17 protein-coding genes are annotated in these 18,947 nt (G+C 57.4%); 9 read left to right on the top strand and 8 right to left on the bottom strand.

What is annotated here, in order from left to right:
• Window positions 1–483: 483 nt before the first annotated feature.
• Complete coding sequence (locus tag HFD94_RS21265; protein WP_010669897.1) at window positions 484–2,004, bottom strand: aldehyde dehydrogenase family protein; 1,521 nt, start codon at window positions 2,002–2,004, stop codon at window positions 484–486.
• A gap of 232 nt (window positions 2,005–2,236) precedes the next feature.
• Between HFD94_RS21265 and HFD94_RS21260 the strand changes: the two genes are divergently transcribed.
• Complete coding sequence (locus tag HFD94_RS21260) at window positions 2,237–2,800, top strand: class I SAM-dependent methyltransferase (protein WP_122888994.1); 564 nt, start codon at window positions 2,237–2,239, stop codon at window positions 2,798–2,800.
• Here HFD94_RS21260 and HFD94_RS21255 read toward each other — a convergent pair.
• Window positions 2,788–3,513, bottom strand: coding sequence for a glutamine amidotransferase (locus HFD94_RS21255; RefSeq protein WP_010246147.1), 726 nt, complete (start codon window positions 3,511–3,513; stop codon window positions 2,788–2,790). The genes HFD94_RS21260 and HFD94_RS21255 overlap by 13 nt on opposite strands.
• 173 nt (window positions 3,514–3,686) lie before the next feature.
• On the opposite strand from HFD94_RS21255, the gene HFD94_RS21250 reads away from it, so the two are divergent.
• The 4 genes from HFD94_RS21250 to HFD94_RS21235 all read left to right on the top strand — a co-directional run bounded on the left by HFD94_RS21250 (window position 3,687) and on the right by HFD94_RS21235 (window position 6,798).
• Window positions 3,687–4,571: a DMT family transporter gene (locus HFD94_RS21250; RefSeq protein ID WP_010669895.1), complete on the top strand. Its 885-nt coding sequence runs from the start codon at window positions 3,687–3,689 to the stop codon at window positions 4,569–4,571.
• A gap of 46 nt (window positions 4,572–4,617) precedes the next feature.
• Window positions 4,618–5,994: a CoA transferase gene (locus tag HFD94_RS21245; RefSeq protein ID WP_122888995.1), complete on the top strand. Its 1,377-nt coding sequence runs from the start codon at window positions 4,618–4,620 to the stop codon at window positions 5,992–5,994.
• Between the two features lie 104 nt (window positions 5,995–6,098).
• Window positions 6,099–6,359 carry a type II toxin-antitoxin system RelE/ParE family toxin gene (locus HFD94_RS21240; RefSeq protein WP_010246155.1) on the top strand — a complete coding sequence of 87 codons (261 nt, stop codon included), beginning with the start codon at window positions 6,099–6,101 and terminating at the stop codon, window positions 6,357–6,359.
• 73 nt (window positions 6,360–6,432) lie between these two features.
• Window positions 6,433–6,798, top strand: coding sequence for a helix-turn-helix domain-containing protein (locus tag HFD94_RS21235; RefSeq protein ID WP_010246157.1), 366 nt, complete (start codon window positions 6,433–6,435; stop codon window positions 6,796–6,798).
• Window positions 6,799–6,922: 124 nt separating this feature from the next.
• On the opposite strand, the gene HFD94_RS21230 is transcribed toward HFD94_RS21235, so the two are convergent.
• From HFD94_RS21230 to ghrA, 3 genes are read right to left on the bottom strand one after another with little or no spacing between them, the layout of a single operon-like run.
• Window positions 6,923–7,489: a molecular chaperone gene (locus HFD94_RS21230; protein WP_010246159.1), complete on the bottom strand. Its 567-nt coding sequence runs from the start codon at window positions 7,487–7,489 to the stop codon at window positions 6,923–6,925.
• Between the two features lie 27 nt (window positions 7,490–7,516).
• Window positions 7,517–8,254, bottom strand: coding sequence for a phosphatase (locus tag HFD94_RS21225; protein ID WP_089414303.1), 738 nt, complete (start codon window positions 8,252–8,254; stop codon window positions 7,517–7,519).
• 39 nt (window positions 8,255–8,293) lie between these two features.
• Complete coding sequence (ghrA, locus tag HFD94_RS21220) at window positions 8,294–9,235, bottom strand: glyoxylate/hydroxypyruvate reductase GhrA (RefSeq protein WP_010669887.1); 942 nt, start codon at window positions 9,233–9,235, stop codon at window positions 8,294–8,296.
• Window positions 9,236–9,445: 210 nt separating this feature from the next.
• On the opposite strand from ghrA, the gene treA reads away from it, so the two are divergent.
• Window positions 9,446–11,131 carry an alpha,alpha-trehalase TreA gene (treA, locus tag HFD94_RS21215; protein ID WP_010669886.1) on the top strand — a complete coding sequence of 562 codons (1,686 nt, stop codon included), beginning with the start codon at window positions 9,446–9,448 and terminating at the stop codon, window positions 11,129–11,131.
• Between the two features lie 191 nt (window positions 11,132–11,322).
• Window positions 11,323–13,422 carry a TonB-dependent siderophore receptor gene (locus HFD94_RS21210; protein ID WP_167433532.1) on the top strand — a complete coding sequence of 700 codons (2,100 nt, stop codon included), beginning with the start codon at window positions 11,323–11,325 and terminating at the stop codon, window positions 13,420–13,422.
• Between the two features lie 67 nt (window positions 13,423–13,489).
• Here the strand turns inward: HFD94_RS21210 and HFD94_RS21205 are convergent, their stop codons facing one another.
• Window positions 13,490–13,738, bottom strand: coding sequence for a GlsB/YeaQ/YmgE family stress response membrane protein (locus HFD94_RS21205; RefSeq protein ID WP_010246168.1), 249 nt, complete (start codon window positions 13,736–13,738; stop codon window positions 13,490–13,492).
• Between the two features lie 208 nt (window positions 13,739–13,946).
• On the opposite strand from HFD94_RS21205, the gene HFD94_RS21200 reads away from it, so the two are divergent.
• Together HFD94_RS21200 and HFD94_RS21195 are read left to right on the top strand one after the other, a co-directional pair.
• On the top strand, window positions 13,947–14,681 hold the full coding sequence (locus tag HFD94_RS21200; protein WP_167433531.1) for a flagellar brake protein: 735 nt from the start codon (window positions 13,947–13,949) through the stop codon (window positions 14,679–14,681).
• 96 nt (window positions 14,682–14,777) lie between these two features.
• The gene (locus tag HFD94_RS21195) at window positions 14,778–15,908 is read left to right on the top strand and encodes a mechanosensitive ion channel family protein (protein WP_031592912.1); all 1,131 of its coding nucleotides are present in this window, start codon (window positions 14,778–14,780) and stop codon (window positions 15,906–15,908) included.
• Window positions 15,909–16,019: 111 nt separating this feature from the next.
• On the opposite strand, the gene HFD94_RS21190 is transcribed toward HFD94_RS21195, so the two are convergent.
• Window positions 16,020–17,438 (bottom strand): L-fucose/L-arabinose isomerase family protein, encoded by a 1,419-nt coding sequence (locus HFD94_RS21190; RefSeq protein ID WP_167433530.1) that lies wholly within the window; start codon window positions 17,436–17,438, stop codon window positions 16,020–16,022.
• Window positions 17,439–17,458: 20 nt separating this feature from the next.
• Entirely contained in the window at window positions 17,459–18,946 is a 1,488-nt protein-coding gene (locus tag HFD94_RS21185; protein ID WP_167433529.1) for an FGGY family carbohydrate kinase, read from the bottom strand.
• Window position 18,947 lies beyond the last annotated feature (1 nt).

Below are 18,947 nucleotides of genomic sequence, written 5' to 3'. Positions count from 1 at the left end.
AGTGCAAATATGTGTTACTTTTAATCACTCGCTTAGGATTATTCTTAACAAGATGAGCAACTATGAAGTATTCTTACACAGAAACCAGACACCCCTGTAGTCAGCATTAAAAAAACTCATGTATAAAATGGCGCTGTTTCACCAGGCCGTAATGAAGGTTAACGGCGAGGTGACCGTAATACGTGGCAGTTTTTAGCGTAAAAAACAGTGAGATAATGGTTACAAATCAGCAAGTTGATTCATTATGGGACGGTTCATAAAGGGCTGAGGATAAGGTGGTCGTGAAGCGAGATAAGCGAAGCGCAAAACGGCCCGGCGTCGCTTTAAGAAAGGACTGATTAATTGTTCTTTATCGGCATTGCAGCCATCGCCATGCTTCTGATGCTTCTCAGCGCGCCCGGCTACGTGGAGCAAAAAAAACCACGCCGTAGCGTGGTTCTGGGAAAAGAGTGCAGAGTTAACCTGGCAGGTTGCGGGCCAGAACTAGAAGAAGCCCAGCGGCTCGATACTGTAGCTGACCAGCAGGTTTTTAGTCTGCTGATAGTGATCCAGCATCATTTTGTGGGTCTCACGCCCGATACCCGACTTCTTATAACCGCCAAAGGCGGCGTGCGCCGGATAGAGGTGATAACAGTTGGTCCAGACGCGCCCGGCTTTAATCGCCCTGCCCACACGGTAAGCACGGTTGATATCGCGGGTCCAGACGCCAGCACCTAACCCATAGATGGAGTCGTTGGCGATACTGATTGCTTCTGCCTCATCTTTAAAGGTGGTGATGCCAATGACCGGGCCAAAGATCTCCTCCTGGAAAACGCGCATGCTGTTGTTGCCTTTCAGCAGTGTCGGCTGAATGTAGTAGCCGCTGTTAAGTGAGTCATCCAGCTTCTCTACACCACCGCCCACCAGCACTTCCGCGCCCTCCTGTCGGGCAACCTCAAGATAAGAGAGAATTTTATCGAACTGCTGCTGCGACGCCTGCGCGCCCACCATGGTTTCGGTATCCAGCGGATCGCCACGTTTGATGGTTTTTACCCGCTTCATCACGGCTGCCATAAAAGGTTCGTAGATCGACTCCTGTACCAGCGCCCGCGACGGACAGGTACAGACTTCGCCCTGATTCAGGAAGCCCAGCACCACGCCTTCGGCGGCTTTCTCTATAAAGCTCTCCTCCGCCTGCATGATGTCTTCAAAGAAGATGTTAGGTGATTTACCGCCCAGCTCGACGGTCGAGGGGATCAGGCTTTTTGCTGCCAGCTCCAGAATATGACCGCCGGTTGCGGTAGAGCCGGTGAAGGCTACCTTGGCGATGCCGGAATGGGAGGCGAGCGCTTCACCCGCCTCTTTGCCGAACCCATGCACCACGTTCAGCACACCCGGCGGCAGCAGATCTTTAATCAGATCGACAAAAACGGTGATCGACAGCGGGGTCTGCTCAGCCGGTTTCAGCACCACACAGTTACCCGCGCCCAGTGCCGGAGCCAGTTTCCACGCCGCCATTAATAGCGGAAAGTTCCATGGAATGATCTGCGCCACCACGCCCAGCGGCTCATGGAAATGATAGGCGGCGGTGAACTCATCAATCTCGGCGGCACTGCCCTCCTGCGCCCGGACACAACCGGCAAAGTAACGGAAGTGATCGACGGCCAGCGGCATATCGGCCGCCAGGGTTTCGCGAACCGGTTTACCGTTATCCCAGGTTTCATAGACCGCCATCGTCTCCAGATGCTGTTCCAGCCGATCGGCGATTTTCAGTAACAGCAGCGAGCGTTGTTGCGGCGAGGTCTTGCCCCAGGCTTCCGCCGCCGCCGCCGCAGCAGCCACAGCGTTATCAACATCGGCAACGTCTGAGCGCGGAAACTCACCGGCCGCAGAGCCGTTCACCGGGGAGGTATTGGTGAAGTAGTTGCCGTTCACCGGCGCGACGAATTCACCATTAATGAAGTTGCCATAATTCTTTTGTAGGGTAATCAGAGAACCCTGTTCTCCGGGGGCGGCATAACGCATGATCATTCTCCTGACAGGTGACTGATGTAACAATGATGAAACTTGTTATTAACATGAAGCATCATCAAGAGCCTGTCAGTTCTGTTAACCGGAAACTGTGACCGCCCCGGAGGAATGGGTGTTTACGCTTCGTCTTTAGATAATTCCGACTTTTACCCAAAAGGCTGGTCAGAGAGAAACTTGTGCGGCACAAAGGGGTCAACGTGAGGATGAATTCATTCTGGAGATGAGCATGCTGGCTTCAGCTTTTACCCTGATGCGCGCTAAAGCCAATTTCGTGCATCAGTTTATCCGCAACCCGCGCAAGATGGGCAGCATTACGCCCTCGTCAGAGGCGCTGTGCCGCACCATGATTGCGTCGGTGGAATGGCCTGAAAAGTTACGTATCGCCGAACTCGGCGCGGGCGACGGTGTACTGACGCGGCAGATACTGGCGCAGATGTCACCCGATGCCACGCTGGATGCCTTTGAGATCAGCAGCACGCTGGCCGATAAGCTTAATGCGCTGGACGATCCGCGCATGACAGTGCGCACCTGTTCAGCAGAGTACCTGAGCGGAGAATATGACGTGATCTTCTCAGGCCTGCCACTGCTCTCATTACCCACTGAATTGCGTGAGGCGATTCTGCGTGCGGTGTATAACGCCCTCGGGCCCAACGGCGTCTTTGTACAGTTCCAGTATACCTCGCTGACTCAGCCAGACCTGTCGCGCTACTTCACCTGGGAGCGCCAGCGGGTGATGAAAAACGTGCCACCCGCCTGGGTCTATCGCTGCACGCGTCACTACGCACCCTGAGCTTGCGCCATTGCAGGGCGCGTTTGTTGCCAGAACGCCACCAGCAACTCACGCGCCCAGTCTTTCCCCTCCATCTCGTTTGCCCCATCTTCTGCACAGCCTTTGGGCATACAAACGTTCATGATGTGCCGTGAAAATTCAGGATGAAACTGCACCGATAGCGCCTGCGGCGAATAACGGACAATCTGACAGCCATCGCGCGCAGAGGCGGCCAGCACCTGCGCCTGTTGTGGCGCGCTGATCACCGACTGGCGATGTGACAGCCAGACGCTGAAGTCCTGTGGCAATTTCTTCAGTAGCGGATCGCGCTGCGCCTCCGGCATACAGTTGATTGGTAACAGCCCGCGTTCCCATCCATTGGGATTGTCCGCCACCTCGCCACCCAGCGCATAGGCCATCAGCTGGTGACCGTAGCAGACCCCCAGCAGCGGCAAGCCGTGATCCATCGCTGCGCGAATCCATACGGCGCTGCGTTCGCTCCATTCAGCGTGATCGGTGACCATCGCCCAGGAACCGCTGAGGATCGCCCCGGAAATCTGGTCGAAAGCGGGTAGCGCCTCGCCCAGATGGGGCCGTACAATCAGGTATTCATCGGGTTGCAGGTTTAACGCGTCGATGAACCAGCGCGGCTGTTCACCAATCTCTGAGACAACGTTTGCAGGTGGGACTTCAAGCTGAATTAACGCAAGGGGTAAGGCGGACGTGTAGGTCATACCGAATCAGTTCCTTTAAGAAGTCGTTTCAAATCAGTCTGCCAGCAACGCGCCCGAAAGTCTCATCAGGCTGCGCCGCAATCGCAGAAAATTTCTCCCTGCGATTGGCTGCAATGCCGCAGTTCGTGCCATCATTAGCGGGCTAAGCAAAAAAACATCGAAAGGATATTATCGTGGCTGTGCGGCATTTTTTTCTGATTCTGATGGTGGTTTCAATCTGGGCCTTCAACAACGTTGCGGTGAAATGGGGCCTGCTGGAGCTTCCGCCACTTTTCCTGACGTTTATGCGCTTTGTGGTCGTCGCCATCGTACTGGTACCGTTTTGCCGGATTAACCGTCAGCAGTTACCCTGGCTGTTGCTGCTGGCTTTCACGTTCGGTTTTATGCACTTTTCGCTGCTGTTTGTCGGCCTGCGCTATACCGATGCCGGTACCGGCGCGATTGTGGTTCAGCTCGGTACACCCATTGCCATGCTGCTGGCGATGGTGGTGCTGAAAGAGAAGCTGAAGCTGGTGCAGCTGATGGGCATTATGATCTCGCTGAGCGGCGTCGTCGTGCTGTCCGGCAGCCCGACGATTCCGTCGTGGTGGGTGCTTTGTCTGTTGTTGTGCAGCGCCACCGGCTGGGCTGTCAGCAACCTGATTGTGAAAAAGTCACCGCCGATTAAACCGCTGACCATGACCGGCTGGATTGCGTTTCTGGCCATTCCTGTCGTCGGCGCATCCAGTCTGTTGATGGAATCACATCAGCTCTACGCCCTGCAAAATGCGGGCTGGCACGGCTGGTTTGCCATTCTTTACAGCGCTATCGCCTCGTCGATTGTCGCCTATACGCTGTGGTATATGCTGCTGAAGAAATATAACGTTAACCTGATCATGCCCTACTCACTGCTGACGCCGGTATTATCCGTGCTGATGGGGATTGTGGTGTTGGGCGACAGCCTCAACAGCTTCAAGATTATCGGTGCGTCGCTGGTGATCCTTGGCACCGCTATTGCCGTAATCAACCTGCGTAGCCTGCGGATGCATGCCCGCTTCCCGCGCCTGCGGCGGCGTTAATCCCGCGTGCTATGCTTGAGAAATCACCTCTCTCAGGAAGCACAACATGGACTCACCGCTTGCCGCCTCTCTCTGGCAGCAGATGCAGCAGGGATTGCGAGGTCGCGACGCCGCCTGGCCTCTCCCCGCCTTCGTTGATCGCGCCACCTTCTCTTCTGCCTTTGCCGTCAGTGAACTGGCGGCCACCAGTATCGGTCTGGCAACGCAGGCTGCTGCTGCGCTTATCGCCACATCCCGCCCTGAACTCTCTCCGCCCGTCACCGTTAACGTCCGGCTGGCGTCACGCTGGTTTCAGCAGAGCTTCCATCCGCTGAATCGCGCGGCACCCGCGATGTGGGATGCGTTTGCCGGTGACTATCGCAGTCAGGATGGCTGGATCCGTCTGCACACCAACGCCGCACATCACCGGCTGGCGATGGAGCGGGTGCTGGGCGCGCACGCCGATCGCGCAGCACTGGCGCAGCAGGTGCAACAGTGGCAGGCCAGCGAACTGGAGCAGGCCGTTATTGATGCGGGTGGCTGTGCCGCAGAGATGCGCAGTGCCGCCGCCTGGCAGCAGCATCCGCAGGGCCAGGCCGTGCAGCGCGAACCACTATTTAGCTGGCAGACCACACAACAGGCAGCGGCGCCGGCGTGGCCGCTGGTCGAAGCCCGTCCTTTAATGGGCATTAAAGTACTGGATCTGACGCGGATTATTGCCGGGCCGGTCGCTACCCGTTTTCTTGCCAGCCTGGGAGCCAGCGTGCTGCGCATCGATCCGCCCGGCTGGCAGGAGCCGACGCTGGATGAAGAGATGAGCTGCGGCAAGCGACGAGCGGTGCTGGATCTGACTCAGCCCGCCGATCGCGAGCAGTTTATCCACTTGCTGCGTGAAGCGGACGTGCTGGTACATGGCTATCGTGCAGATGCGCTGGAACGGCTCGGGTTTGACGCGGAGACCCTTCAGTCACTCTCACCCGGTCTGGTTGATGCCGGCCTGAATGCCTGGGGCTGGCAGGGTCCGTGGCGCAATCGCCGGGGTTTTGACAGTCTGGTGCAGATGGGGTGCGGCATTGCTGAAAGAGGCATGCAGTGGCAGCAGAGCGACAAACCGGTTCCGCTGCCGGTGCAGGCGCTGGATCATGCCAGCGGCTATCTGCTGGCGGCGGCGGTGCTGGAGGGATTACGGCGACGCATTACTGAGGGCCACGGCAGCCAGGTCCGGCTGTCGCTGGCGCGCACCGCGTGGCTGTTGCAGCAGCATCCCACCGATCAGCGCACAGGCTCCGGCATTGCGCCGCAGGTTAAGGATAACCTGCCCTGTTACGAATTAACGCCGTGGGGGTTTGGAGTGAGGCTGCGAGCAGCCGCCTGGCTGCCCGGCACCCCACAGCTCTGTGCGACGCCAGGCTGCGCGCCGGGTACGCACCCGGCGACGTGGTGAAGCAAGGAATTAGATAATTAGAAAAATAATGTTGATGACATTAGATTTCCATCTTATTATTTACACATGACTCAGGGACGAAGTTCATTGAAACGGGGTGCAGAATGGTCAGGGTAGACTGGTCCAGGCGGGCATTGAAGCACCTTATGAAGATCGACAAACGTTACCAGAAAATCATTTACCAGAAGGTGGGTGAGTTAGTCTGTTTCCCGGTCGTCACACTGGACATTAAAAAATTGCAGGGCAGCGATAATCACTACCGGCTGCGGGTTGGCAACTACCGGGTCCTTTTTACGTTAACCGGGGGCGAACCGGTGATTCTGGAAATTACAGAGGTAGCAAGAAGAACATCCGTCACTTACTAAAGCTTTTGGGATACCTGCATAGCCTTACGCACTCACGACCTCTGCTGCGACACACAATTACCCCGGATAAACTATGTCAAAACAGTACATCTATGATGAAGCAGGCAAACCCCAGTTTGTGGTCTTGCCGGTGGCGGAATATGAAAGGCTGCTCTCGGCCAGCGATGGCGAATGGGAGACTATTCCTGTGGAGGCTGACGAGCACGACGATGAGACGATCCCGCACGACGTTGCAGGGATCATGATTGAGCAGGAAGTGAGTCTTCAGGCGGCCTGGCGCATCTGGCGGGGGCTCAGCCAGCATGATGTGGCTCAGCAGTTGGGAACCACCCAAAGTGCGATCTCTCAACTGGAGCGTATTGAAAGTAAGCCGCAGAAAAAGACGCGTGAACGTCTCGCAAAACTGTATGGTTGCCGACCCGGGCAGTTAATCCTGTAAGCCGATTGAGAGGGTTCAGGTGCCCGAAAAAAAGCACGCCGTATCCAGAGAATCCCCCCCCAGAACCCATTGAGAAAGATGATTCAGCACTGTGCGCCGGGTACGCACCCGGCGACGTGGTGAATCAGGCGTCAGGCGTCTCTTCGCTGCTATCCAGCAGTTCGTTGTACATCGCCTGGATCGCTTCGCGGCTCAGCATGGCAAGAGTACGATAAAAGGCCGTGGTCGCGTGCGCTTCCACTTTACCCAGGAAAGCACCGCACCACGGCAGCAGATACTCTTCAAACAGCGCCATCTGCGCCGCGCTCTCATCTTCCGCTGACTGATCTTCCAGCCATGACGCAGCCAGCATCAGCACACCAAAATGATCAGCAGGCGCATCGCTCAGCGGCATTCCGCGTGAGGTCAGGAATGCACGCACTTCTGGCTCCGTTTTGCCTTCCGGCCACTGTGAGGCGTACGGCGGCACGTTGCAATCGCTGCCAACAAACAGCGCGTTGTAATCGGCGGCCAGCGCCTGGGGATCGCTGTTCTGTTGCAGACGGGTCAGCAGCTCATCCTGCTCCAGCGGCCACTGCGACTGCAGTTTGCCTTCACGCAGCAGCGTAAACAGCGGCACCAGCAGCGGATCCTGCGGCTGACGATTAAACAGTGAGCCAATCACGCGGCACAGAATGGAAAACTCATTCATGAGTCAGATTTCCTTGAGGCAAGTAAATTAAAAGTCAGCCAGTTCAGCAATATGTTTGCCGCTGCGCAGCTCCAGAAAGTCGAGCAGGCGACGCGGCGTGACATTTAACACCCGATCCTCAGGAAAATCCACCTCGCGGGCGATGCGCAGGCAATGTTCAAAATTTCCGAGCGTAAACGCGGTGTGGGAATCGGAGCCAAATGCCAGACGTCCACCGGCATCGCGCACGGCGGCGGCGATAGCCCGACAGTTCGGTTCACTGCCCGGACGCGAATGGGTAAAGGAGGAGTTGTTCAGCTCCAGCGCCACATCGTAGTGCGCGGCTGCCTCGGCGATAGCCGGGATATCGACCGGGAATTTCGGGTTGCCTGGATGACTGATGATATGGACCAGCCCGCCCGCCATCGCAGCGATCATCGCATCCGTGTGATGTTTCCGGTCGCGCGGCGCATAAACCGGCTCGTGAAAACCGGCGACGATCAAATCCAGCGCATCGAGCATCGGGCCGGAACAGTCGATTTCACCCTGCTGATTTTTAATATTGGCTTCGATACCGCGCAGAATACCCACGCCATCGATCACGCGCGGCCAGACGCGCATATTAATGAAGTGCCAGTAGTGCGGCGCGTCGGCCATGTCGGGGCCGTGATCGGTAATGGCAAACAGTTTCATGCCGGTTTGCTTCGCCTGAGTCACGTAGTCGTGCAGCGTGCTGTAAGCATGGGTGCTGGCGATGGTGTGCATATGCAGATCTACCGGATACATCCTCTTCTCCTGCTGATTGCCCCTGACGGGGCCGGTTCATTAATAGCCGCGCTGACGATCCACCCTGCCCTGCGGCGGCTCGCCTGCCTGGTCCTGGGTGATGGCGCGGGCGATGTAGTCGATAGCTTCGTCGATCAAGGTTACCGCCGCATTATGGGGCGTGATCGTGACGCGCGGATGTGACCAGAGCGGATGCGCTTCCGGCAGCGGTTCAACCTGAAAGACATCCAGCGCCGCCGCTTTCAGCTGCCCGCTATTGAGCGCGGCCAGCAGATCTTCTTCCACCACCTGCGCGCCACGCGCGATGTTGAGGAAGAAAGCGCCGTGCGGCAGCTGCTGTAAAAAGTGGTGGTCGATAAGATTAATGGTCTCGTGCGTGCTCGGCAGCAGGTTGATCACCACCCGCGTCTCCTGCAGAAAGGCAGGCAATGCATCGCGACCGGCAAAGCTGGTCACGCCATCAATTTCTTTGGGTGAGCGGCTCCAGACGCGTAACGGGAATCCCCAGGGTTTAAGGCTTTCCGCCACACTCTGCCCCAGCACGCCCGCCCCCAGGATGCCGATAGTAAAGTTTTCACGCGTGTAAGCGGGGAGCGGCTGCCAGCACTGTTGCTGCTGCTGGAGACGGTAGTCGTCAAAACGACGGAACCAGCTCAGTACGCTGTGAACCGCATACTCCTGCATCTGCCGCGCCATGCCGGTATCTTCCAGCCGGTACAGTGGCACGCTGTCGGGCAGCATCTCAGGGTTCTGCTGCAGCTGTTTCAGAATCTCGTCCACGCCTGCCCCCAGCGCAAAGACGCCGCGCAGGGTGGCGCGTCCCTGTAGCATTTCTGTGGGGGGCGAACGGACCAGCGCGTAATCAGCCGGACCATTATCGCCTGGCTGCCAGGCACGCACCCGCGCCTGGGGCAGCCGCTGTTGTAAACCGTTAATCCAGGCCGCTGCAGACTGCGACGGGTGATACCAGATGATCTCCATCCTGCTCTCCTTTTTTTCTTTCAGCGTCAGGGAAAAGTAGGGTGAGAGCAAGAAAAAACCAGCGTAATAAAGCGGTTTTTTCCATAAAAATAATTCCCGTGGCTTCACATTTCCGGCTCGCTTCAGGGTGAAGTGGTCAGATAAGGTCTAAAGTTGGTCCTGTGGTCAATGCGTTACGCGCGGCCGCGTTTCGGACAAGGAGAAAAACCGATGACAAAAATTGAGGTAAACGCCGCTCCACGGCGTCAGCGTTATGCGCCCTTTCTGCTCACGTTGCTGCTGAGCGTACCCGCCTTCACTGCCCAGGCCGACGACAACAGTCGCATGCTGAATAATCAGCCGCAGCCGCCTGACGTTCGTTTAGGACCGCTGTTTAATGCCGTGCAACAGGCGAAGTTCTATCCCGATCAAAAGACCTTTGCGGATGCGGTGCCGAAATTCGATCCCGCCTCAATTCTTGCCGACTGGCAGATGCAGAAGAAACAGCGCAATTTCGATCTTAAGCGTTTTGTGGATGCCAACTTTACCCTGCCCGCGGCCGGTGACAAATATGTGCCGCCAGCCGGACAAAACCTGCGTGACCACATTGATGGCCTGTGGCCGGTGCTGACGCGCACCACCAGCAGCGCCGGTCAGTATGACTCGCTGCTGCCGTTGCCCAAACCCTATGTGGTGCCAGGCGGGCGCTTCCGCGAAGTCTATTACTGGGACAGCTACTTCACCATGCTGGGGCTGGCCGAGAGCGGGCACTGGGATAAAGTGCAGGATATGGTGGATAACTTCGCCTCGCTGCTCGACCGCTATGGCCACATTCCCAACGGCAACCGCAGCTACTATCTGAGCCGGTCACAGCCGCCGTTCTTCAGCCTGATGGTCGATCTGCTGGCGACGCACGATAACGGCAAAGCCTATACCCGTTATCTGCCGCAACTGCAGAAAGAGTATGACTACTGGATGGCAGACAGCGATAAAGTCGCGGCGGGCGCTGCCAGCAAGCGCGTGATTAAGCTGGCGGACGGCAGCCTGCTCAACCGCTACTGGGATGCGCGCGACGTGCCACGCACCGAATCCTGGATGGATGACATTGCCACCGCGCAGAAAGCGCCGCAGAGGAATAAAGCTGAACTCTACCGTGAGCTACGTTCCGGTGCGGCGTCGGGCTGGGATTTCAGTTCGCGCTGGTTTACCGATGCGCATAACCTGTCGACAATTCGTACCACGCAGCTGGCCCCGGTTGACCTCAACAGCCTGCTGTTCCATCTGGAGCAGACCCTGTCGAAAGGCTATCAGATGAACAAGCAGAGCGATCTGGCGAAGCAGTTTGCCGATCGCGCGGAGAAGCGCCAGGCGGCGATTAACCGCTATCTGTGGGACAGCAAACAGAACTGGTACGCCGATTATGACTGGCAGAAAAAGCAGGTCCATCCTCAGCTGACTGCTGCCGCGCTGTTCCCGCTCTATCTGCAGGTCGCCAGCGATAAGCAGGCTGAAAGCACCGCCAGCGCGGTTGAAAAACAGCTGCTGAAACCTGGTGGTCTGGTGACCACCACCGTGAACAACGGTCAGCAGTGGGATGCACCCAATGGCTGGGCACCGCTGCAGTGGGTTGCTGTGGAAGGTCTGGAGCATTACAACCAGCCAAAACTGGCGAAAGAGGTGGGATTACGCTTCCTGCAAAACGTTCAGAACACCTATGACCGTGAGCATAAGCTGGTGGAGAAATATGTCGTTGATGGCAAAAATCTCGGCGGCGGCGGTGGCGGTGAATATCCGCTGCAGGATGGCTTCGGCTGGACCAACGGCGTCACGCTGAAACTGCTGGATAAGTACTGCCCGAAAGATAAAACCTGTAACAGCGCCCACGATATTCCGCAGGCGTCTGCCTCACAACCTTAATCCACTCTGGATACCTCTGGCCTTGCCGGGGGTATCCCCACTTCATTTCCGCGAATTTTACTTGACCTTCTTTCATCAACAGGCAAAATTGCAGCCAATTTACAAAAGGTAATAATTCTCATTATGATAATGAGATTGCCTATCAAAGCTTTTATTCACCTGCCTGAACCTTTGCCAAGAAAGGAATTTTGATGAAACTGTCATTGTCGCTGAAAGGTTATGTTCCCCTATGCACCCTGGCGCTGACCGCGCCTGCTCTGAGTTATGCTGCCGATATGGTGGTAACCGCGCAACCGCAGGAAGATTCGACCTCGCCGACCCAGGGCTATCTGGCGACGACCAGCCAGGGCGCGACCAAAAGCGATCGTCCGCTCATCACCACGCCGCAATCGATTTCCGTGGTTACCCGCCAGCAGATGCAGGATCAGGGCGCGCTGACCCTGAACCAGGCGCTGGGCTATAGTTCCGGCGTCTTCACCAACTTCGGCGGTGCCGCGACCCGTTACGACACCATTGCCCTGCGTGGCTTCCATGGCGGCGATGTCGATAACACCTTCCTCGACGGCATGCGGCTGATGAGCGACGGCGGCAGTTTCAACGGCCTGCAGGTGGATAACGCCTTCCTTGAACGCATCGACGTGATCAAAGGCCCCTCTTCTGCGCTCTATGGTCAGACCGTGCCGGGCGGACTGGTGAACATGGTCACCAAGCGTCCTCAGTTCAGCGAAGAGGGTCACATCCAGTTGCAGGCGGGCAGCAACGCCACCACCGGCACGATGTTTGACTACACCAATGCCATCAACGATCAGTGGGCGTTTCGCCTGACCGGCGTGACCCGCAACAGCGATACCCAGTACGATCACACCCGCGAAGAGAAATATGCGCTGATGCCGCAGCTGATGTGGCAGCCGGATGAAGATACGCATCTGATCCTGAAAGCCTATCTGCAGAAGGATCCGTCGGGCGGCTATCACGGTTCGGTACCGGGTGACGGCAGCCTCACCGAACACAACGGCTACAAGCTGAGCAACGGCTTTTATGAGGGCAACAGCGATCTCGATCAGTTCAAGCGTCGCGAGCAGATCTACAGCTTCGATTTCGCCCATCGCTTTAACGACGTCTGGTCATTCTCCTCGACCGGCAGCTACAGCCACTCGAATGTCGATCTCGATCAGGTCTATCAGATTGGCTGGGACAGCGTGAATCCCGATCTGCTGAACCGCTACTACTCTGGCGAGCGCTCGTCGCTCTCGGCCTGGTCCACCGATAACCGCTTACAGGCGGAGTTCGACACCGGTGAACTGGAGCACCGCGTCACCCTGGGTGCCGAGTATCATCGTTACAAAAATGAGATCAACGCGGCGGGCGGTTCAGCCAGTCAGCTCAATGCCCTGACCGGCGAGCAGGTAGGCGACATGCCGGATTACACCTGGGCCGATAAAACCCGTCGCTACTATCAGACCGGCCTCTATCTGCAGGATGAGATGAAGCTGGATCGCTGGCATCTGGATCTCTCCGGTCGTTATGACCGCATCGTCGCCAATAACAGCGGCAATGAGCGTCGTCAGGATGATCACATCAGCGGACGCGCTGCGCTGCTCTATGCCTTCGACAACGGCATCTCGCCTTATGTGAGCTGGAGCCAGGCAATTACCCCGACCGCGCTCACCGATTCCAACAATAACCTGCTGAAGCCCACCACCGCGGAGCAGTATGAAGCCGGGGTGAAATATCAGCCGGTCGGCACCCGCGATCTCTATAGCGTTGCGGTCTATGACCTGACGCAGAAAGATGTGGCGAACCGGGAAGCACCGACGCCGTTCTTTACCCCTTCGGGCAAAGTGCATTCACAGGGCATTGAGCTGGAAGCGCGTAATCAGTTAACCCCGCGTCTGAGCACCGTGGCGAGCTATACGCTGAATCATCTGCGCTTTAAAGAGTCGGTGGATGGCAACGACGGACATACGCCATATGTCACACCCAACAGCATGGCTGCACTCTGGGGTCACTATCAGTTTGATTACGGTCTGAGTGCGGGTGCGGGCGTGCGTTACATCGGCAAACAGTGGGCGGACAATGAAAACACCACCCGTGTGCCGTCTGTGACGTTGTTTGATGCGTCAGTGCGGGCCGATCTCGGCGTCTGGAACAGCAGCCTGAAAGGTGCCTGGGCGCAGGTCAACGCCAATAATCTGACCGACCGCACCTATGTGGCAGGCTGTTACGGTACGGGCTTCTGCTACTGGGGCGCGGAACGCAGCGTGATGGCGACAGTCGGTTACGACTTCTGATAGCAAAATAAGAGATAAAAAAAGGGGACGAATCGCTTCGTCCCCTTTTTCTTTTAAACCTTTACGGTCAACTGCGTACTTTGCGGTAGATAAACAGCACCACGATGGCACCGATAACAGCGACCACAAAACTTCCGAAGTTAAACCCATCGACGCGGCCGAAGCCAAACAGCGTACTGATCCAGCCACCCACTACTGCACCGATAATACCCAGAACGATAGTCAGAATGAAACCGCCACCGTCTTTACCCGGCATAATCCACTTCGCCAGAATACCTGCGATTAAGCCAAAGACGACCCAGGAAATAATACCCATCTGTTGCTCCTTCCTTTTTTGATTAAATCGTGAACGCCTGATTAATCAAGCGGTTTACCGCGATAAGTATAACCAGCTTTTCAAAAAATGCCTGCCTGCTCACAGTTATTATTGATGAATAGCATGCTAAAGCTTTTTTTAGCCGCGCCGATAACCGAGACGAGGCAAAAAACCGCATCAATAAAGTAACCCCCTTGTGGAGCAGGACGTGAAAGAAGCCGACCAGGAACAATATCTAAAACGTGGCACGCTGGCGGTTCTTGGCGTTATGAAAGATCTGCTGCGATTGCAGACGCCATTACTGGTGCGCTTTCCGCGTGGGCAGTTTATCAGCCGGATGCTGGCTGCCGATGAAGATCACCTGCTGTTTGACCTCGGCAGTAATAATCTGGATAACGATTATGCCCTGACCAGCGACGATCTCAGTATCACTGCGGAAACCTACGGCGCTAAGGTGGAATTCAGCCTCGCCGCGCTGGAAATCGTGGAGTTTGAAGGGTTACCCGCTTTCAGCGCGCCGCTGCCAGGCCTGCTGTGGCAGATCCAGCGACGTGAGTTTTTCCGTGTCTGCGCCCCGCTGGAGCCGCAGTTCTGGTGTCATACCGTGTGGCCCGATGGCAGGAAAACGCGCCTGCGTCTGCAGGATCTGTCGCTGGGCGGTATCGGCGTGCTGGTCGATGAAGCGCTGCCGGACGGGTTGCAGGACGGTGACAGTTTCAACCCGTTCCGGGTCGAGCTGGGCGAGTATGGACATTTTGACGTACCGGTAAAGCTGCTGAGCATTGGCGAGCGCAGCGTGGTGACCGGCAAAAATGAAACCCGCATCACACCGCGACTGAGCTTTCGTTTTGCCATGCTGAACCCGGCGCAGGAGCGGCAGCTTCAGCAGATTATTTTTGCCCTTGAGCGCCTGGCTCGCGATAAATCGACCCGATTCCAGTAACCACTTTACGGATGCGCCGCACAGGTGGGCCGCATCCAGGCTATGCTTCTTGCTTGTTTTCTTTTAAACCGGAACCCAGCAAGGAGACCCTCCCCAATGGAAAACTGGCTCTCTTCACGTCGTTTTCACTCCCTCTTTTTTAATCAGGAACTCTGGCTAAACAGCGCCATCGTGGTGGTATCCACGCTGGTGATTTACTGGATATTACGTACTCTGATTCGCTTTATCTCCAACCGGATTGCCCTTTACAGCGAACATCGTCATGTTCGCGCCACTGCGATTCTGGTGGAGATATTGCGCAGTACCAGCCAGACCCTGCTGCTGATCTTTTCGCTACTGATTGCCCTGAAGTTTGTCGATCTGCCCGCGTCGTGGAGTGTAACCATCGCGCACGGCTGGTTCCTGGCGCTGATTGTACAGCTCGCTCTGTGGCTCGACTGTGGCATCCGGCTATGGCTGAAAAGCCTGCTGCGTGACCCGCTGCACGTGCGCAACCCGGTCACTACGGTGATCCTCGGTATTCTGCTGCGGGTAGTGGTCTGGATTATGATGTTCCTGGCCATTCTGTCGAACATGGGCATCAACATTACCGCACTGGTCGCCAGTCTCGGGGTCGGGGGCATCGCGATTGCGCTGGCGATTCAGACGGTACTGAGCGATGTGTTTGCTTCACTGGCGATAGGCTTTGATAAGCCGTTTGAGCATGGCGATTTTATTGTCTTTGGTGACATTGCCGGTTCCATCGAGCATATCGGCCTGAAAACCACCCGACTGCGCAGCCTGAGTGGCGAGCAGATTGTCTGCTCAAATACCATTCTGTTGCAGCAGACGATCCATAACTACAAGCGCATGCAGCAGCGCCGCATCGTCTTTAAGTTTGGTATCAGCTACGCCACGCCGTCAGAGCAGGTCCGGGAGATCAGCCCGCTGGTGAAAGAGATTATCCAGGGCGTTGAGACCACCCGTTTTGACCGTGCCCACTTCCTGGCCTTTGAGGATTCAAAACTGACCTTCGAAGTGGTCTATTTTGTGCTGGATGCGGATTACAACAAGTACATGGATATTCAGCAGGAGATTAACCTGCAGCTGATGGCAGCACTGGAAGAGCGAAATATCCGCTTCGCCTTCCCGATTCGTCAGGTGGAGTTCAGCGGCGGCAATCTGCCACCGGTGGATCTGGTTGCGGTGCAGAATGACGATGACGAGGTGCGCAGAATGGCGCGCTAAGTCAGAGCCCGCCTTCCTTTTCAGGCGTGGCGGGCATACAGGCCGGTGCGGGCGGAATCGTGACCGCATCGGCTGCTTCACCCCTTGCATTCAGCCGTTCCGCCTTACCGCTTACTGATGCCGGTAGCAGCTCACGCCGAGATACTCACTGAACGCTTCCTGCAACACACCAGCCGTGGCAGAGTGGTTCATCGCCACATGATGCTCAAAGCCGTTACGGCAGATCCACGCCAGCAGTGTCTCCAGCTGCGGCACCTGGATCACCGCACGGCAACCTACCGTGTCCAGCGGATCGGTGACCGACATTCCCTCTCCCACATAGGCTTTGATTTCGCCGCTGAAGTCGTCGGTAGAGAGGCGGAAATAGGTCAGATCGCCCTGCTTCATGCGGCCATGCACTGCGCCACAGGTGTTCTCTTTGCCCACGGTGGTGCCGATGATATCCGCCGTGCCCATGGTCGCTGACTCCAGGCTGGCGCTGGCGAAATTACCGCAGTGAAACAGCACACATTTGTCCCGCTCGTCGCCAAAGTTGTTGTTCCAGTCTGCCAGCGAGGCGGGGTTGAGCGAACAGCTGGCGAGCGCATACATCGACAGCGCCCCCATCACATCCACTTCGCAGGCGCTGGGCATCAGCTGGCCCGACATCACGCTCATGATTGAGCAGACGTTAATGCCCAGGTTCTCCTGCAACGACGTCCAGCACTGAATGGCGGTGGTATCGATATCGTTGTCGCTGATCCACTCGCTGATCACCACAAACAGTTTGGCCATGGTCACCAGTTTGTCACCCGGAATCCCCCGCGCATCGGCGTTGGCCTCCAGTATTTCACGCTTCTCTGCCACGCGGATATCGTCATCGCGCAGCCGGTTGGTGCGGGTAAAGATCTCCGATAAATCCAGGGTCTCCACCGCGATGCCCATCTTCTCCAGCAGCTTTTCGCTGTAGCGCACGGTGTTGAATCCGGCGGGCCGGGCACCAATTGCCCCGACGCGTACCCGGCGCATGGCATTCACCACCCGACAGAGCTGGCTGAACCGCTGCAGATCCTGCATAAACACGTCGCCTCTCAGTGCGCAGACGTGCTGGCGGGTCAGCGTAAACGGGATGCCATATTGCCGCAGGTTGTTGCAGAGCGAAATTTTGCCGCAGAAGCTATCGCGGCGGGTCGCCAGTCCCATTTTATCCAGATTGTCCTCTTCGGCCTGCACCAGCACCGGCACGTTCAGCCCGGCGAGACGCAGCGCTTCCGCGATGGCTTTTTCATCACCAAAGTTTGGCAGCAACACCACAATGCCGTGAATCGCTTCGCGGTGCTGACGAAACAGCGCGGCACAGGTTTTCGCCTCCTGACGCGTCTCGACGCCGCCCAGATTGGTCTGGGTCTCATCCAGCATCACCGTATTAATGTTCATCTTTTCAAACAGCGCGACCGCCTGCTGGCGCGCCTCGCCCACCAGATAGCTGGGAAAAAAACCCCGGTTGCCAATAATGACGCCGAAGGTTAACTGTTGAGGAAGTGTTGACATGGCTCTGCTCCGGATAAGGATTAATGTGGCTGATAACGACAGCGTGCAACGGCGTCAATCCAGCCTTTATAGTTTTCCTGCATACACTGCGCGTGCTCTTCACGCGGCATGATGACGCTGCCGCCCTGCAGCGCCTGCATATCACTGCCCTGCTGCCACCATCCCAGCACTTTGCCTGCCAGCAGTGCCGCGCCCAGCGCGGAGACCTCGGCGGTAGGCACCCGCTGCAACGGCCGCTGTAACACATCCGCCTGTAACTGCATCAGCCAGCTATTTTCGGTGGCGCTGCCATCCACACAGAGCGCCGGAAGCTGCTGGCCGCTGGCCTGCTCCATGGCAAAAAAGACGTCGGCGATTTGCCAGACGATCGACTCCAGCGCCACCCGCGCCAGCACGGCGGGTGTGGCGGCATCCGTCAGTCCGCACACCATGCCGCGCGCCTGCAGATCCCACCAGGGCGCGCCCAGGCCAGAGAGCGCCGGGACAAAATAGATGCCCTGATTATCGTCGCAGCGCTGCGCCATCGCGGTGAGCTCGCGCGGCTCCTGCACGCCGAGCATTCTGCCCAGCCAGGCGGCACCGGAACCGGTGTGGGTAATGTTGCCTTCAAAGGCATAACGCAGCGTGCCGTCGTGCCAGGCCACGGTGGTACTGAGGCCATTTTCCGTCAGCAGCGGCGTTGCCATGGACATCATCAGGGAAGATCCGGTGCCGTAGGTGGCTTTCACCACTTCAGACTCGCCGCGCCGCTGCGCCTGTAAGGCGGCATGAGAGTCGCCGATGCGCGCCAGAATCGGCGTGCCTGGCGCTAAGCCGGGAATATCACTCACCGCGACCACGCCCTGTTCACTGGCTGAGGCGGTGATGCGCGGCAGCGCGGCGCGCGGAAGCTGAAACAGCGTCAGCAGCTCGTCGTCCCAGTCATTAAGATGCAGGCTGTAGAGTTGAGTACGGGAGGCGTTAGCATGATCGGTAATAAATACCCCGCCCGCGCTGAGCTGCCAGCTGAGCCAGCTGTCGACCGTGCCGATACAGAGCTCACCCGCCGCCGCCCGCGCCGCGCCGTCGGGAATGGCGGCCAGCATCCCGGTCAGCTTGGCGGCCGGAAACATCGGGTCAACGGCCAGGCCGGTCAAACCGGTGATACGAGGTGCTTTGCCCGCCTGACGCAGGTCGCGACAGAGTGACTCGGATCGTCGATCCTGCCAGCTCACCAGCGGCGTCAGCGGCTTGCCGTCACGCCGCTGCCAGATCAGCACCGACTCGCGCTGATTACTGATCGCCACTGCCGCGACAGGCGCGCCACCACAGGCTGCCAGGCAATGGGTAATGGCCTCTTTTACCGCCTGCCAGATCGCCACAGGGTCCTGCTCAGCTAGTCCTGGTTGCGGGTGTTGCAGGGTTAAGCTCTGGCTGCCGCGTGCCACCACGCGGCCATCGCGATCAACCGCAATCGCTTTAGCATTGGTGGTGCCTTCGTCGATCGCCAGAATCAGGGGTCCCACCATG

It is taken from the genome of Pantoea sp. EKM20T, assembly GCF_011800485.1.
Lineage (GTDB): Bacteria > Pseudomonadota > Gammaproteobacteria > Enterobacterales > Enterobacteriaceae > Pantoea > Pantoea agglomerans.
Note: the sequence above shows the minus strand (reverse complement) of the source record. Positions and strands in the feature narration are given on the sequence as shown.